14 protein-coding genes are annotated in these 14,827 nt (G+C 57.9%); 2 read left to right on the forward strand and 12 right to left on the reverse strand.

The genetic code is table 11. The features are described 5' to 3' along the window. Positions 1-31 precede the first annotated feature (31 nt). Positions 32-811, reverse strand: a complete 780-nt coding sequence (locus NP590_RS14225; protein ID WP_256603198.1) for a sterol desaturase family protein — start codon at positions 809-811, stop codon at positions 32-34. Between NP590_RS14225 and NP590_RS14230 the strand changes: the two genes are divergently transcribed. Then, a complete protein-coding gene (locus NP590_RS14230; protein WP_256603199.1) occupies positions 810-1,934 on the forward strand; it encodes a GlxA family transcriptional regulator in 1,125 nt (374 codons plus the stop codon). The two genes, NP590_RS14225 and NP590_RS14230, sit on opposite strands and share 2 nt — an antisense overlap. Before the next feature lie 264 nt (positions 1,935-2,198). Here the strand turns inward: NP590_RS14230 and NP590_RS14235 are convergent, their stop codons facing one another. The 6 genes from NP590_RS14235 to NP590_RS14260 all read right to left on the reverse strand — a co-directional run bounded on the left by NP590_RS14235 (position 2,199) and on the right by NP590_RS14260 (position 9,896). Then, the gene (locus NP590_RS14235) at positions 2,199-5,048 is read right to left on the reverse strand and encodes an ATP-binding protein (protein ID WP_256603200.1); all 2,850 of its coding nucleotides are present in this window, start codon (positions 5,046-5,048) and stop codon (positions 2,199-2,201) included. Then, complete coding sequence (locus NP590_RS14240) at positions 5,048-5,956, reverse strand: TorF family putative porin (RefSeq protein ID WP_256603201.1); 909 nt, start codon at positions 5,954-5,956, stop codon at positions 5,048-5,050. The genes NP590_RS14235 and NP590_RS14240 overlap by 1 nt, the downstream gene beginning before the upstream one ends. 154 nt (positions 5,957-6,110) lie before the next feature. Continuing rightward, positions 6,111-6,809, reverse strand: coding sequence for a response regulator (locus NP590_RS14245; protein WP_256603202.1), 699 nt, complete (start codon positions 6,807-6,809; stop codon positions 6,111-6,113). A gap of 141 nt (positions 6,810-6,950) precedes the next feature. After that, positions 6,951-7,958: a lipopolysaccharide heptosyltransferase I gene (gene waaC / locus NP590_RS14250; protein ID WP_256603203.1), complete on the reverse strand. Its 1,008-nt coding sequence runs from the start codon at positions 7,956-7,958 to the stop codon at positions 6,951-6,953. Between the two features lie 3 nt (positions 7,959-7,961). Next, the gene (gene waaF / locus NP590_RS14255) at positions 7,962-8,915 is read right to left on the reverse strand and encodes a lipopolysaccharide heptosyltransferase II (protein WP_371927310.1); all 954 of its coding nucleotides are present in this window, start codon (positions 8,913-8,915) and stop codon (positions 7,962-7,964) included. A gap of 54 nt (positions 8,916-8,969) precedes the next feature. Next, the gene (locus NP590_RS14260) at positions 8,970-9,896 is read right to left on the reverse strand and encodes a branched-chain amino acid transaminase (protein WP_256603207.1); all 927 of its coding nucleotides are present in this window, start codon (positions 9,894-9,896) and stop codon (positions 8,970-8,972) included. Positions 9,897-10,261: 365 nt separating this feature from the next. Here NP590_RS14260 and NP590_RS14265 point away from each other — a divergent pair, with 365 nt between their 5' ends. Then, positions 10,262-10,453, forward strand: a complete 192-nt coding sequence (locus NP590_RS14265) for a hypothetical protein (RefSeq protein ID WP_256603209.1) — start codon at positions 10,262-10,264, stop codon at positions 10,451-10,453. Positions 10,454-10,606: 153 nt separating this feature from the next. Here the strand turns inward: NP590_RS14265 and NP590_RS14270 are convergent, their stop codons facing one another. The 5 genes from NP590_RS14270 to rfbB form a co-directional block, all read right to left on the reverse strand. After that, positions 10,607-11,023, reverse strand: coding sequence for a hypothetical protein (locus NP590_RS14270; RefSeq protein WP_256603210.1), 417 nt, complete (start codon positions 11,021-11,023; stop codon positions 10,607-10,609). A 312-nt stretch (positions 11,024-11,335) separates the two neighbouring features. Beyond that, the gene (gene rfbC, locus NP590_RS14275; RefSeq protein ID WP_256603211.1) at positions 11,336-11,884 is read right to left on the reverse strand and encodes a dTDP-4-dehydrorhamnose 3,5-epimerase; all 549 of its coding nucleotides are present in this window, start codon (positions 11,882-11,884) and stop codon (positions 11,336-11,338) included. Next, the gene (gene rfbA, locus NP590_RS14280) at positions 11,884-12,768 is read right to left on the reverse strand and encodes a glucose-1-phosphate thymidylyltransferase RfbA (RefSeq protein WP_256603212.1); all 885 of its coding nucleotides are present in this window, start codon (positions 12,766-12,768) and stop codon (positions 11,884-11,886) included. Before rfbA ends, rfbC begins: the two co-directional genes overlap by 1 nt. Positions 12,769-12,770: 2 nt before the next feature. Further along, positions 12,771-13,667, reverse strand: coding sequence for a dTDP-4-dehydrorhamnose reductase (gene rfbD / locus NP590_RS14285; RefSeq protein ID WP_256603213.1), 897 nt, complete (start codon positions 13,665-13,667; stop codon positions 12,771-12,773). 12 nt (positions 13,668-13,679) lie between these two features. After that, complete coding sequence (gene rfbB / locus NP590_RS14290) at positions 13,680-14,750, reverse strand: dTDP-glucose 4,6-dehydratase (RefSeq protein WP_256603214.1); 1,071 nt, start codon at positions 14,748-14,750, stop codon at positions 13,680-13,682. Between the last annotated feature and the right edge of the window lie 77 nt (positions 14,751-14,827).

Raw genomic sequence — 14,827 nt, forward strand, 5'->3', positions numbered from 1 at the left:
CTCGCCCACCTTTTTGATGGCGAAGCTCAAATTACCGACTCCCTCCGCCGCCATCTTGCGCGGATAGTCGCGACACGTCGCGCATCATCAACATATCCCACACCCGGTCGGAGGCTCCAGGGTCAAAGCCGGTTTGACCGGCAAATTCGGCCGGATTGCGAAAGGTACCGAACACGATATCGAATAGCGGCAGATCCGCATAATTGCCGGCATGCACACCGCGCTGATGGTGCACGGAATGGCTTTCCGGCCGCTGCAGCAAATAGCCCAGCCAACGCGGGGTATTGACGTTGGTGTGTTGAAACACACTGCAAAACGTGGTCGCGTACAGCACCCAGGTGGCCGCCAGCGGCGTGATGCCGACCAACCAGGTCAGAATCAGACTGGCCAGTACCGTCCAACCCAGCATGTCGAGCGGGCTGAACCAGAAGGCTCCGTAACTGTCCAGCCTCTCCGCGCTGTGATGCCATTGGTGAAAGCCGCGCCACAATGGCCTGGAGCCATGCATGGCCCGATGCCACGCATAAACGCCGAATTCATACAGAAACAGGCCGGCCAAGGCTCCGCCAGCGTCGCCCAACCGCGTCAGATCGAACAACTGGCGCGACGACAGCCAGTCGCTCCACATCAGGGGCAGATAAGACGATAATAGCCAATAGCCGATAAACGCGGCGATACCGCGTCGGCGCCAACCGCGCACCACCGGCAGGGCCCGCGCCGGACGCAAGGCTTCCCAAAGCATCAACAGCGCATACAAGGCAAACAGGGTAAGTGAAACCGGGTCCAGCAATAATTCGATAGGAGTAGGCATGACGACATTCTCGCTTGAGTCCAACATGGGCGATACCTTAGCCCGGACCGCCGTATCCGGCCAGCGGCAAATCGGCGCGAAACAGGACGAATCGGCCACCGGACCGATTCCGGTGGCAATTCTGGTGATTCCGGCGGCCGGCGCATCGGTCATTTTCGGCTTGTACGACTTGCTGCTGTCCGTGGGCAGGGACTGGCCGTTAATTGTCGGCGGCCGGGCCGGGCCGCAAATAATACGCCCGCTGCTGGTGTCGGCGCGGGCCGGGCCGGTAACGGTCTGCAACGGTATCCCGATACCCGTCGACTTCACCCTGGCCGAATGCCCGCCGGCGGCGGTGATCTGCGTGCCCGAAGTCAACATTCCGCCCGCCGAGCCGATCAGCGGCCTGTTCGAACGGGAAATCGAATGGCTGCAACAACGTCATGCGGACGGCGCCATATTGGCCACCGCCTGTTCGGGAGCCATGCTGTTGGCCGAGGCCGGTCTGCTGGACGGCCACGATGCCACCACCCATTGGGCGTACTGCCCGGCAATGCGGCAGCGTTTTCCCAAAGTCAAGGTGCACAGTCAGCGCTCCCTGGTCTGTTCCGGAGACGGCCAGCGCCTGATCATGGCCGGCGGCGGCACCTCCTGGCTGGACCTGGCGCTGTTTCTGATCGCCCGGCTGGTTTCGGTGGAAGCGGCGATGCAGGTCGCCAGGCTGAATCTGATCGACTGGCACCGGATAGGCCAGCAACCTTACGCCCGTCTGGCCCAAACCCGCCAAGTAGAGGACGCCACCATCGCCCGCTGTCAGGCCTGGATCGCCGAGCATTACCGTATCGAGGCGCCGGTCGCGGCGATGGCTAGACTGAGCGGACTAGGCGAACGCAGCTTTAACCGCCGTTTCAAGGCCGCCACCGGCCTGTCGCCGCTTGACTACGTGCATACCCTGCGACTGGAGGAAGCCAAGCAGATGCTGGAAAGCGGCGACTTGGCCATCGAAAGCATAGCCCGCGATGTCGGTTACGAAGATGCCGGCTTTTTCAGTCGCCTGTTCCAGCGCAAGGTCAAATTGACGCCCGCCCAATACCGCAAGCGTTTTCGCGGTCTGCGGCTGTCTCTGACGCCCACTGCCCGATAAGGCCCACGGCTGTTGCAACAATCGCTACAATTTTCCGCGTTTGCGAAATATTAGCGATACAACACCCGAACACACTGTACTCCGACTGCCGCCGCGCGATTTTCCGTGACGCGGTAGTTCGTTAACGAGACACAGTTAAAATTCCGCCGCCGCCTGCACGGGATTTCAAGCGTTTGATCGGTACGGCGGGAGGGCTTTGCCGTGGTGGCGGGTACAAGCCGAAACACACTTTCGCGCCATTCGGTTTCCGACCCTGTTACCGGGTCAAGCGCTCGGCGTTCCCGCCTGCGCCGGATTATTCAGCACGGCGTTGACGACGCGTCGCACTTCGTCGGGCAGAAACGGTTTTTCGATCACCGGCCGGCCGGTTTCGGCAACCAGTTCCCGCACCTGCGAACTGAGCGTGTCGCCGGTGACGAAAATCATGCGTTCGCTCAAGGCCGGCCAGCGGGCGCCGATCTCGGCATACAGCATGGGTCCGTCCATGCCCGGCATGCGCAAGTCCGACAGGATGGCGTCGTAAGCGCCGTGCTTGTCCAGCAATTGCAGGGCATCGCGGCCGCTTTTGGCCACGTCTATGCAGTCGCAGGTTTTGCCCAGAATATCCTTCAACATGGCGGCGACTTCCGCTTCGTCGTCGACGATCAGCAGACAGGGCCGGCGGATGCGGGCAGGCGCCTGACTTTCCGGCGGTTTTTGCCGGTCGCCGCCTTCGGCGCGGGCGCATAGCGGCAACTCGATGCGGAAAACCGCCCCGCCTTCGGGCGGACAATCCACGCTCAAGCTGCCGCCGTGGCTTTCCACGATGCCGAGACAAACCGACAGTCCGACGCCGGTACCGACACCGGTGGGTTTGGTGGTGAAATAAGGATCGAACACCCGGGCCCGCAACTCTTCGGGAATGCCGGGACCGTTGTCCGCCACTTCTATCCAGACCTGCTTCAAGGCGTCGTGGTGACCGGTGGAAATCGAGATTTTGCGTGGCGGCGGCCGGTCCAGCAAGGCTTGTTGCGCGTTGATCAGCAGGTTGACCAGCACTTGATGCAATTGGTCGGCGTCGGCAAAGATGGCCGGCAATGTGTCGTCCAGGCGGGTTTCGATCTCGATGCCGGCGGTGCGCAGGTTGTAGCCCAGCATGTCCAGGCAGGCTTCGACGACCGGGTTGACTTGTACCTGGGAGCGCCGCGGCTTGTGTTGGCGGGCCATGGCCAAAAAGGTCTTGACGATGCGGGCGCAACGTTCAGCTGCCGCACGAATTTTGCTTACAGACGAGAGAGTGTCCGGATCGGAGGTCTCCTCTTCCAGCATCACGGCCCGGCCGACCACGATGGATAAGGGGTTGTTGAGCTCGTGGGCCACGCCGGCCAACAGCGAGCCCATGGCGGCCATTTTTTCCCGCTGGTACAGCGTTTCGCGTTGGCGGGCGATTTCCCGGTCCGCCCGTAGCGCTTCCGTGACATCGCGGCCGTTGACCACAATGCCGTTCACCGCCGGATTGAGCAACTGATTGCTGCCGGTGGCTTCGAAGTTGCGCCATTCGCCATTGGCGTGGCGCAAGCGGTATTCCACGGGGGCGATGGGAGCGCCGGGCGCCCGTAGCGCGGCGCGAAAAACTTCGTTTACCTTGGCGGCGTCATCCGGATGTACCAGATCGTCAATGCGCCGGCCGACAAAACTCTCCGGCGGCAAGCCGAGCAATGTTTCCACCGACGGACTGACATAAGCCACCCTGCCGTGCTGATCGATGACGCTGATGATGTCGCCGCCGTGTTCTATCAGGGCGCGGAAGCGTTCCTTTTCCACCCGCAACGCCGCATCGCGCTCGTTGATCTGCCTCATCATGTGGTTGAAAGCCTCGCCCAAGATATCGATTTCCGCCACCCGGGCTTTTTCGCCTATCGTTTCCCGCATGTCGCCGCTACGGATGGCCAGCAGCAGACGGCGCAGCGGATTGACGATATGGCGGCGCAAAATAGCCGCCATCACCATCAAAAGCAACAGGGAGGACCCCAAGCCGCTCCAGACTATCCATTGCGCGGCCCTGAGCGCCTGTCCGCGCACTTCGCTGCCGGGCAAGGTCGAGGCGAAATACCATTTCGGCGTCGGCAGAAAACTGACGGCATAATAAAAATCGCCGCTCTGCTCGTAGCCGGCCAGTTCGGCGGAGTCCTTACGGCGCTCGGTGATGGCCAATAACGGCAACAATTCCGGATCGCCGGTCTCGGCGATGGATATTCCGCCCGAATCGCCGGCTTCCCGCGACCAGGAACGGGCACCTATGATCAACATGCCGTCCGGACGGAAAACACTGTGGCTGACGCCGGCGATGTCGGTTTGACGCACGCTGGCTTCCAGGTCGTCCAGGTCAATGGATAAACCGATAATGGCCACCCGTTCGTCGTTGACATACACCGGCGTGGCAATGCCGACTTCGAACTTGCGGTAGGCGGGTTCGAACATAGGTGCGCTCCAAACCGTCTTGCGTTGCGGATTGTGCGCTTCATCGGCCATGTAATAGACTTCGAATTCGTGGGCCGGATAGTCCGCCGGAGTGTTGACGGCCCAAAAAATGGGGTTGTTCGGATCGAGCTGGCGATCGTAACCCATGTTGGCGTCCAGCAGCTTGCCGGCAAACCACAAATTCATGAAGCGGGTGGTGGCGATATGGGCGAACTGCTCGGAGAGATCGAAACTCAGCATCCAGGTGCGCTTGAATTCGGCATCCGGTATTACGTCTTTATGAATCCAGCCGGTGGAATAACGCAGTACGTCGGAAAACTCCGGCCGATTGCGCATTGCGCCGTCCGCCTCGCGCCGCATCAATTGCCCGAATCTGCGTTCGTCCTCGGCATTCGGGGGCCGGAAACGGCGCACGAACTCCCGCCGGATTACCTCTTGGAATTGCTCCGCCAGCGTGAAATGCGCCTCGTGATAGCGGGTGCGCTGGGCCGCATATTCCTGCAGGTGTCTGAGCGTGGCCTGCTCTATTTCGCGAAACAGCAGAAAGTAACTGACCGCGCTGGACAAGGCAACGATACTGGCCACGCCGACGGCGATACGCAGCAGGGTGGCCTGGGTCAACGATGGCAGGGACTTGGTGTATTGCGCGGTCATCAGTAATTTAAACTCAGCGAGCCAATAATTTCGTTGTCCTGCGCCACGCCGAAGCGGTTGTAGCCGCCGATGATGCCGGCGACTCCCAGCGTGGCCGGCAGGGTCGGCAGCCGGTAATTCAAACCCAGGGTCAGATGGCTGAAGTTTTGGCCGCGCGGTGTCTTGCCGGCAAAACAGCCGGTGACGTTCATCGCCGCGCCGGGGCCGCAATCGATCTGTAAATAAGTGTCGCGGCTGCCGTAAAACTTGCCTTCCCTGCGGTAACTGCTCCAGGCCAGAATCAAGTCCAGGCTAAAGCCGTAAGGCAGATCGCGCCGGTAATTCAAGCTCCAGTAGGTATCGCCGGCATTGCCGAGCAATGAATCGCGGAAAAAGGTTTGCGCGGCCAGGGTCAGTGTTTTGTAACCCAACGTTAGTCTGCTTTCGGCGTTATCGGCATGCTTGCCGTTGACGTACAAATAGCCTGTCAGGCCGGCGCTGGCGGAAAATTCGCCGAAACGCCAGGTGTAACCGGCGTAAACGTCGTTTTCGATGGATTTTTTGTCGTCGAACACTGTCAGGCCGCGGTCCGAATAGCCCTGACCCAGGCGCAGATAGGAATAGTTGATCATCGAGGCCCAATAACCGGCATACCAGCCTTGCTCCGCCGCGTAATCGAAACCCCATTGCGCCGCCGGCTCGGCCGATTCAGGAGCGTCGGCATTTTTGTTGCCCAGTGGCGGACCGTTGAAATAGGTGGTGGTGATGCCACGCGCCACATAGCGCGATACCAGGCCGGCGTGAGCGCTGAACGGCGCATCCGCGCCCGAGGCAGGCTGCGCCAGGAATAACAGCACCGTTGCCATGCCGAAATCGTAGGATCGGGGTTGATATTTGGCTGCGTGGTTACGCTGGTTTTTCTGCTGCACGGTAAAACGCTGATTCGCGCCTGAAAGTTGACAAGGCGGCAAGCCTACCCTTTTTATAACTCCGTTCGCAATCCAAATCAGCACGCGCGGAAACCATTTCGCGCCGATTTGAACTAGCGGCATTACAAAAACCGGCAATAGTAACCGCGCCGCTTTATTCCCCTTGCGGAACGAATTTGTATCCGCTGCCCCGCACGGTGCGAATGAACACCGGCTTCTCGGGATTCGGCTCGATTTTTTTGCGGACGCGGGTAACGCGGATATCCACGCTGCGGTCGAAGGGATCCCATTCGCGTTGTTGGGTCAAGTCCAGAATGCGGTCGCGGGTCAGCACCCGGCCGGGGTTATCGACGAAAACCTTCAATAAGGCGTATTCGCCGCCGGTTAACGGAATTTCGTCGCCCTTGGCATCCAAAAGTTTTTGCCCCGCGGTGTCCAGCCGCAAACCGCCGATGGCGACATGGCCTTCGGCAACGGCAGCGGCCGGTGGTAGCATCCGTCGCAAGACGTTTTTGATCCGCGCCAGCAACTCGCGCGGATCGAAGGGTTTGGCGACATAATCGTCCGCTCCCACCTCCAGGCCGACGATGCGGTCAACCACGCTGTCCAACGCCGTCAGCATGATAATCGCAACGGAATGGTTTTCCCGCAGATGACGCGCCAGACTCAGGCCATCCTCGCCCGGAAGCGTGATGTCCAGCAGCGCCAAGTCGACCGATTCCGTTTTCAGCAGTGTTCTGGCCGCTTCGGCCGATTCGGCAAGCAGCGGACGATAACCGCGTCGGCTTAAAAAGTCGCTCAACATGTCCCGGATTTCCGGTTCGTCTTCGACGATGAGAATAGTGTTTGCCATGATTGTGTGCTAATGCCGGGCCTGTCCGATTTCCGAGCCGCTCTACAACCGAAACCCGCCGCCCGGTTGTTTCATTCGGAAAACCGTGGCTAAGTTTAATGGAAACCGACGAGCGGAGGTAGCGGGATATTTTCCCTGCCTTCAGCCGGCCATGGCATGACCAAGCAAGCCGGTCGCCATGTCAATCACGGCCTCGGGCGCGATTTGGGCAATGGAAAAGTCGTCTTTGTTCAGTTTGAACGGGTTCACCAGGGAAGGCGATTTCAGCACGGTATTGATTTCGGTCTGATACACGCGGCTGACCGGCGTCGGACCGAACAGGGTTATGGAAGGTCGATTCAATCCCCAAGCCATGTGGGTGGGGCCGGTGTCGTTGCCGATCAGCAAATCGGCGCGGGCAATGGCGGCTTTCAAATCGTTCAAACTCAAGCGCGGCAATACCCTGGCGTCGCTACGCCCGGCCAGCCAGCGGGCGTTGCGCAGTTCGGCTTCGCCGCCCCAACAAAGCAGGTAATTGGCGGACAGGCCTTGCATCACTTGTAAAAAATTCTCGACCGGGTAATTGCGGCTGGGCCAAGTCGAGCCGGTCACCAACAGAATGTTGGGCCTGTCGCCGACGAAAAATTCCTCCAGCTTGGTTTCGGCGGGCGTGAAATACAGAAAAGGCTGTTTTTGCAGTATCTGCCGCCGCGTCACCGTGATCCCCAAGGGCTGAGTCAATACCCGGACATTTCTGTCTATGGTGTTGGCATCGTAGGGACAGGCCACGCCCCGCGCATACAAGGCGGCCGCCCACTTCTCCCTGATGGAGTCGCGATCGAAACCCACGCAATTGGCCGACAACAGGCGCGCCACGATGGCTGACTTCAGCAAGCCCTGGGCGTCTATCACCACGTCGTAGCGCTGGCGCGCATAGTGCCTGATCGTGGATAACTCGCGGAAAAACCGGCTTTTATCGGATTTTAGCGCCTTTAAATTAACCGGCAGTATGCGGTCGATATGCGGGTTGCCCTCCAATACGCCGGCAAAGCCCTGCTCCACCAACCAGTCGATTTGCGCATTCGGCAAGGCGGCTTTGATGAACTGCAAAGCCACCATGGCATGCACGATGTCGCCCAGCGCGGACAGTTTGACGACGGCGATTTTCATGATTCAGCCGTGTATGGCAGCCAGCACGCTTTCCGGGCTTATGCCGGTCAAACAGCGGGTGTGCCCCAAGGGACAATCGCGTTTGAAACACGGCGCGCAATCCAGATTCAAATTGAGGATTACGGCCTTATCATGCAACGGCGGCGTGAATCCCGGGTCGGATGAACCGTACAGTGCTATCAGCTGCTTATCCAGCGCCGCAGCCACGTGCATCAAGCCGGAATCGTTGCTGACCACCACCTCGGCCAGCGACAGCAAATCCACGGCTTCGGCCAGGTTGGTCATGCCTGCAAAATCCCGGCAAACCTGATTGGCCAGCCGATTGATGTGTTCGGTCACCGCCTTGTCTTTATCCGAGCCCATCAACCAGACCCGCCAGCCCCGCGCATGCATGCGGCGGGCAACTTCGGCAAAATGCTCGACCGGCCAGCGCTTGGCCGGGCCGTATTCGGCACCGGGGCACAAGGCCAGGATTTTGCTGTCGCTACCGACGGCGAACTTTTCGCAAACAGCCCGTTGTTGCGCGGAAGCTATCGACAAGCGCGGAAAGGCATATTCCGGGATGCCATCAGCGACGGCGGCTAGGGCCACGAAGCGTTGCACGGTCATGCGCAAGCGGGATTTATCCAACTTACGGGCATCGTTCAACAAACCCCAGCGTAGTTCGCCAATGTAACCGGTACGCTTGGGAATGCCGGCAAAAAACGGTATCAAGGCGGACTTCCAGGAGTTGGGCAACACTATCGCTTGATCGTAGCGCGCGGCTTGCAAGCCGCGGCCGATACGGATGCGCACGGCCACATCGAATTGGCCGTGCCCCAGCGGCATGGCCATGGCTTGCCGGACTTGCGGCATGCGTTGCAATAGCGGCAAGGACCAGCTGGGTGCCAATACGTCGATCAGGCAGCCGGGATTTTGTTGTTTGAGCGCGATGAACAGGCTTTGCGCCATCACCATGTCGCCGACCCAGGACGGGCCGACGACCAGGATTTTAAAACTCTGTTCCGACACTTAGGATACGAGGCTCAGCCATTCCTTGTGCTCGGCTTTGCGGCCATGCACATAATCGAAATACAGGGCTTGCAGCTTTTCGGTAATCGGACCGCGGCTGCCGGAACCGATGTCGCGGTTGTCGTATTGACGAATCGGCGTGACTTCGGCGGCGGAACCGGTGAAAAAGGCTTCGTCGGCAACATAAACTTCGTCGCGGGTAATGCGTTTTTCGATGACCTCAAAACCTTGTTCGCGGGCGATGGTGATCAGGGTGTCGCGGGTGATGCCTTCCAAGGCCGAGGTGGTTTCCGGGGTGTAAATTTTACCGTTGCGGACGATGAACAGGTTCTCGCCGCTGCCTTCGGCGCAGAAACCTTCATGGTCCAGCAACAGGGCTTCGTCGTAACCGGTGGACAAGGCTTCCTGCAACGCCAAAATTGAATTGATGTAATTGCCGTTGGCTTTGGCCTTGCACATGGTGCTGTTAACGTGGTTACGGGTATAGGACGAGGTGCGGATACGGATGCCCTTCTCCATGTTTTCCGCGCCCAGATAAGCGCCCCAGGTCCAGGCGGCCACCATCACGTGCACTTTCAGATTGTCGGCGCGCAAGCCCATGCCTTCCGAACCGAAGAACACCATGCTGCGGATGTATGCAGAGTCCAGATTGTTCTTGGCGACCGCGTCGCGATGAGCCTGGTTGATCTCGTCTTTACCATACGGCATTTTCATGTTCATGATGTGCGCGGAACGGAACAGTCTATCGGTGTGCTCGGCCAGTTTGAAAATTGCGGTGCCATTGTCGGTTTTATAGGCGCGCAAGCCTTCGAAGACGCCGCAGCCATAATGCAGGGTATGGGTCAGCACATGGACTTTGGCGTCGCGCCACGCCACCCATTGTCCATCCAGCCATATCCAACCGTCTCTGTCATCCATCGTTTTCATCATCTGAACCTGTCTATCTTGTCTAAGGGTGTAATTGGGAGTTTTCGGCAATCGCCACGGACGCGATTGTACTATAGCGCCGCATGGCGCCGCCAATCAGGATAAACGCAAAAGCCGAGCGCGCTGCCCATGCGGACCCTGTCGGTGCGCCAAACCGGCGCAATCCGGCTGGTCGGCGTGTTGGGAATGCGGGCCGAACCGGCAGCGAGCCGACGGCAAGTAAGCAAGATACGCGCACAGCAACCCGTGGATTGTTTCTTTTAACGACATTAACAATCAATATTCAGCCATATTGTAAATAAGATTTAACAGCTTATAGTTGAAGCGCACTCACTAACCGACTGATATCCAGTCCAGGCGGCAACATGAAAAAATCAAACGCGCTTTATGGCAAATTGTTTCTCGGCATCTTGGCCTTGAGCGGCCTGTTCAGCTTTCTCCCACCGGAATTCGTGGTTTCGACACTGCTGTTTATCGCCATAACCTATGCCGGCATCTCGGTGATAAAGCTGGCCACTTCCCATGACCTGAAAACCAAAAAGGAGAACAAAACCTGAGGCCGCTGATGTAAGCGGATATAGCTTGAAAAGGGACTTGAACGCATCAAATCCATGAGAGTGCCGAACGGCAACGGCCGCGTACCATATGCGGCCCTTGAAGCTCATGCCCGCAAATGCGGACACGAGGCGGCTGATTGGACGGTCTGCGCCCTAATGAATGGCTTGTTGCTGCTTCGGCGCCAGCACTTCCACCAAGGCAAAATGCGCGGGCGCATCGAACAGGATGCGCTGCTCGTTGAAAAACTCCGCCGCCGCATCGATCGCGTCCGCCAGGATGGCCAACACGTAACGCTCGGCATGTCTGGAGTCCAGCATTTTTTCCGGCACCGCCGCTTCTATCCTGAGGGTTTGATCCGACTGGTCGAACGAATGCAGGCGTAAACCCTCGAAATCGGCTTTTTCTTGCCGGCTCGGCAACATAAACACCACGTTCAGTATCGGCAGTTTTTTTTGTACCGCTTGCGTGGCCAAGCCCGCCAGATCGATGGCGACTTTTGTGATGGCTTTGAATAAGGCGCTCTCATCCAGCGCGCGGTCCGGAATCATCGATGAAATTTGTATTGTCATGGTAATCTCTAAAAATTAAGCCCTTACTAGACAAGCAATACGCATTCCAACAGCCATGCAAGCCCGTAGTGCGCCATGCAAGGCTTATTCGTCGGCCGTCCGATTGGCGCCAATCCAACAATACAGCACCATTCAAGCACGCCATGAACCATTACGGACAACGCGCCCGGCCCTGGATCAGGCAAATTCCCCCGTGGTTTTGCATGCAAGACACGGACAGCTGACGATCGCCATGAAGCTTACGCAAAAAGCCTATCCGGGCAAGCCGGGAATTCCCCGCGACTCGACCAAGGCAATCGTCAAAGCATTGTCTCAGTCGAAAGTCTCGGCGGCATTCAGCGCCAGCCCTTGCCGATCTTTAGCGGATAAAACGGGAGCCTCGGCGCAAGGCCATTGTACGTTAATGCTTGGTTCGTTCCAGGCGATGCAGCGCTCGTAGTCCGGCGCATAATAGTCGGTGGTTTTGTAGAGAAATTCGGCTGTGTCGGATAAGGTGATAAAACCGTGCGCAAAGCCTTCCGGTATCCACATTTGCCGCTTGTTCTCCTCCGATAAAATCTCGCCCACCCAGCGACCGAATGTCGGCGAGCTTTTGCGGATATCCACCGCCACATCGAATACCTCGCCCTGCACCACCCTTACCAATTTGCCTTGCGCCTTGGGCGGCAATTGGTAATGCAAGCCGCGCAGAACGCCTTTTTGCGATTTGGAATGGTTGTCCTGGACAAAATTCCGCCGCAGCCCGCTCAACCGTTCGAAGCACTGCTGATTGAAACTTTCAAGGAAAAAACCGCGTTCATCCCCAAATAGCTTGGGCGTAAACAGAATGACGTCGGGAATGGCTAAACGGGTCGCTTGCACTAGAACACCTTTTTATCGAGCAGGCTCATCAGATATTGACCATAACTGTTTTTCAACAACGGTTTGGCTAACTTTTCTATTTGTTCATCGCCTATCCAGCCGCCGCGCCAGGCGATTTCCTCCGGACAAGCCACTTTCAGGCCCTGGCGGGTTTCTATGGTTTCGATGAAATTGCCGGCTTCGATCAGGCTGGCATGGGTGCCGGTATCCAGCCAGGCATAACCGCGCCCCATGATTTCAACGCTCAACTGCTGTTGGGCAAGATAGGTTTTATTGACATCGGTGATTTCCAGTTCGCCGCGTTGAGAAGGCTTTAAATCGGCGGCAATATCCACCACTTGATTGTCATAAAAGTACAAGCCGGTAACCGCATAATGACTTTGCGGTTTGACGGGTTTTTCTTCCAGGGAGGTAGCGTTGCCGGCGGCATCGAAACTGACGACGCCGTAGCGTTCGGGGTCGGTGACGTGATAAGCAAACACCGTGGCGCCGACTTCCCGGGCATCGGCTTTTTGCAGTTGCGCTTGCAAATCGTGACCGTAAAAAATATTGTCGCCCAATACCAAGGCACTGGGATGCGCGCCGACAAAATCCCTGCCGATAATGAAGGCCTGCGCCAAACCGTCCGGACTGGCTTGCACCGCGTAGGACAGATTGATTCCCCAATCGCCGCCGTCGCCCAACAATTGCTGAAACAGCGGGGTATCCTGCGGAGTCGAGATGATCAAAATATCCCGTATACCCGCCAACAGCAAGGTAGTGAGCGGGTAGTAAATCATCGGCTTGTCGTAAATCGGCAGCAGTTGCTTGGAGACTGCCTTGGTGACCGGATACAGCCGGGTGCCCGAGCCGCCGGCGAGAATGATGCCTTTTCGTTTTGTCATGGTTATTTTCCGTGAATTTCCATCAGCATGCGTTCGACGCCGAGCCGCCAATCCGGCAGTTCCAGCTCGAAGGCGGATTTAAGTTTTTCGGTGTTCAATCTTGAATTTAACGGCCTTTGCGCCGGAGTGGGATACTGACTGCTTGGAATCGCTTGCAAGGCATTCTCGGGCAGTTTTAACTTTACGCCGAGGCCACGGCAAAAATTCAACACATGCCGTGCGTAAGCGAACCAGTTGGTCTCCCCGGCCGCCGCCAGATGATACAAACCGGACAGCTCCGGCCGACAGCCGGCTGTCCGCAGGGCATGAGCGGTGACGTCCGCCAACAACTCGGCACCGGTTGGAGCGCCGAACTGATCATCGATCACCGACAATTGTTCGCGCTCGCCGGCCAGTCGAATCATGGTTTTGGCGAAATTGCCGCCCCGGGCGGCATACACCCAACTGGTGCGAAAGATCAGATGCCGGCAGCCCGACGCCTGAATGGCCTGCTCTCCCGCCAGTTTGGTCCGGCCATACACGCCGAGCGGATTGACGGTATCGGTTTCCAACCAGGCACGCTGCCCGCCGCCATCAAACACATAATCGGTCGAATAATGCACCAACCAGGCGTCGACGGCGCGGGCGGACCGGGCCAATACCTCAACCGCCCTAGCGTTGATCAAAGCCGCCCGCTCCATTTCCGATTCGGCTCTATCCACTGCCGTATAGGCCGCGGCATTGACGATCACATCCGGTTTGACCGACCGCACCGTGGCGGCAATGGCGTCCAAATCGCTCAAATCGCCGCCATGCGTCCGGCTATGCCTGTCCAGCGCGATCAGTTCTCCCAATGGAGCCAGGCTACGCTGTAGCTCCCAACCCACCTGTCCGTTTTTACCGAATAACAGAATCTTCATGCCGGCTCTAATTCAGCCATGCCGGTTGGCATAATTCTTATCCAACCAGGATTGATAATCGCCGGATAGCACGTTGTTGACCCAGTCCTGATGCCGCAGATACCACTGTACGGTTTTGCGAATACCGGTTTCGAAGCTTTCGGCCGGCTTCCAGCCCAACTCCCTTTCCAGCTTGCCGGCATCGATGGCATAGCGCCGGTCGTGGCCCGGTCTGTCGGTGACGTAGGTGATTTGTTCGGCATAGGATTTGCCGTCGGCGCGCGGCTGCAATTCATCCAGAATGGCGCACAAGGTATGCACCACCTCCAAATTGGCTTTTTCATTCCAGCCGCCGACGTTATACACCTCGCCCACCCGCCCGGCTTCCAATACCCGCCGAATGGCGCTGCAATGGTCCTTCACGTACAACCAGTCGCGGATCTGTTGACCGTCGCCGTAAATCGGCAGCGGCTTGCCGCTCAGCGCATTTTGAATGCACAGCGGTATCAGTTTTTCCGGAAAATGATAAGGTCCGTAATTGTTGGAACAATTGGTGGTCAGCACCGGCAAGCCATAGGTGTGATGATAAGCCCGCACCAAATGATCGCTGGCCGCCTTGCTGGCGGAATAAGGGCTGTTGGGTTGATATTGATTGGACTCGGCGAAAGGAGGATCGGTTTTTGCCAACGAGCCGTAAACCTCGTCGGTGGATACATGCAACAGGCGGAAGGCGTTTTTTTCAGCGTCGTCCAGGCCATTCCAGTAGCAACGCACCGCTTCCAGCAATCTAAAACTGCCCAGAATATTGGTTTGGATAAAATCCTCCGGGCCATGGATGGAGCGGTCCACATGCGACTCGGCGGCAAAATTGACCACCGCGCGAACCCGGTGCCGAGTCAGCAAATCCAGCACCAGAGCGTAATCGCCGATGTCGCCCTTGACGAAAACATGCCTGGCATCGTCCCGCAGGGATGCCAGATTTTCCGGGTTGCCGGCATAGGTGAGTTTATCGAGATTGACCACCGCTTCATCCGATGCGGCTAGCCAGTCCAATACAAAGTTACTGCCGATAAAGCCGGCTCCGCCGGTCACTAAAATAGTCATAAATTCCTGCTTATGGTGTTTGCCTGTCTCCCAAATAGAGTACAGGCTGATGAACGATTACGGGAGTTTTAATTTGG

It is taken from the genome of Methylomonas subterranea (assembly GCF_024505185.1).
Taxonomy (GTDB): Bacteria; Pseudomonadota; Gammaproteobacteria; order Methylococcales; family Methylomonadaceae; genus Methylomonas; species Methylomonas subterranea.

What these genes read in the sequence shown, in the direction of transcription:
- NP590_RS14230 (WP_256603199.1), top strand. Translation starts at nt 810, where the DNA reads ATGACGACATTCTCGCTTGAGTCCAACATGGGCGATACCTTAGCCCGG.
- NP590_RS14225 (WP_256603198.1), bottom strand. Translation starts at nt 811, where the DNA reads ATGCCTACTCCTATCGAATTATTGCTGGACCCGGTTTCACTTACCCTG.
- NP590_RS14235 (WP_256603200.1), bottom strand. Translation starts at nt 5,048, where the DNA reads ATGACCGCGCAATACACCAAGTCCCTGCCATCGTTGACCCAGGCCACC.
- NP590_RS14245 (WP_256603202.1), bottom strand. Translation starts at nt 6,809, where the DNA reads ATGGCAAACACTATTCTCATCGTCGAAGACGAACCGGAAATCCGGGAC.
- waaC (WP_256603203.1), bottom strand. Translation starts at nt 7,958, where the DNA reads ATGAAAATCGCCGTCGTCAAACTGTCCGCGCTGGGCGACATCGTGCAT.
- waaF (WP_371927310.1), bottom strand. Translation starts at nt 8,915, where the DNA reads ATGGTGATGGCGCAAAGCCTGTTCATCGCGCTCAAACAACAAAATCCC.
- NP590_RS14260 (WP_256603207.1), bottom strand. Translation starts at nt 9,896, where the DNA reads ATGAAAACGATGGATGACAGAGACGGTTGGATATGGCTGGATGGACAA.
- NP590_RS14265 (WP_256603209.1), top strand. Translation starts at nt 10,262, where the DNA reads ATGAAAAAATCAAACGCGCTTTATGGCAAATTGTTTCTCGGCATCTTG.
- NP590_RS14270 (WP_256603210.1), bottom strand. Translation starts at nt 11,023, where the DNA reads ATGACAATACAAATTTCATCGATGATTCCGGACCGCGCGCTGGATGAG.
- rfbA (WP_256603212.1), bottom strand. Translation starts at nt 12,768, where the DNA reads ATGACAAAACGAAAAGGCATCATTCTCGCCGGCGGCTCGGGCACCCGG.
- rfbD (WP_256603213.1), bottom strand. Translation starts at nt 13,667, where the DNA reads ATGAAGATTCTGTTATTCGGTAAAAACGGACAGGTGGGTTGGGAGCTA.
- rfbB (WP_256603214.1), bottom strand. Translation starts at nt 14,750, where the DNA reads ATGACTATTTTAGTGACCGGCGGAGCCGGCTTTATCGGCAGTAACTTT.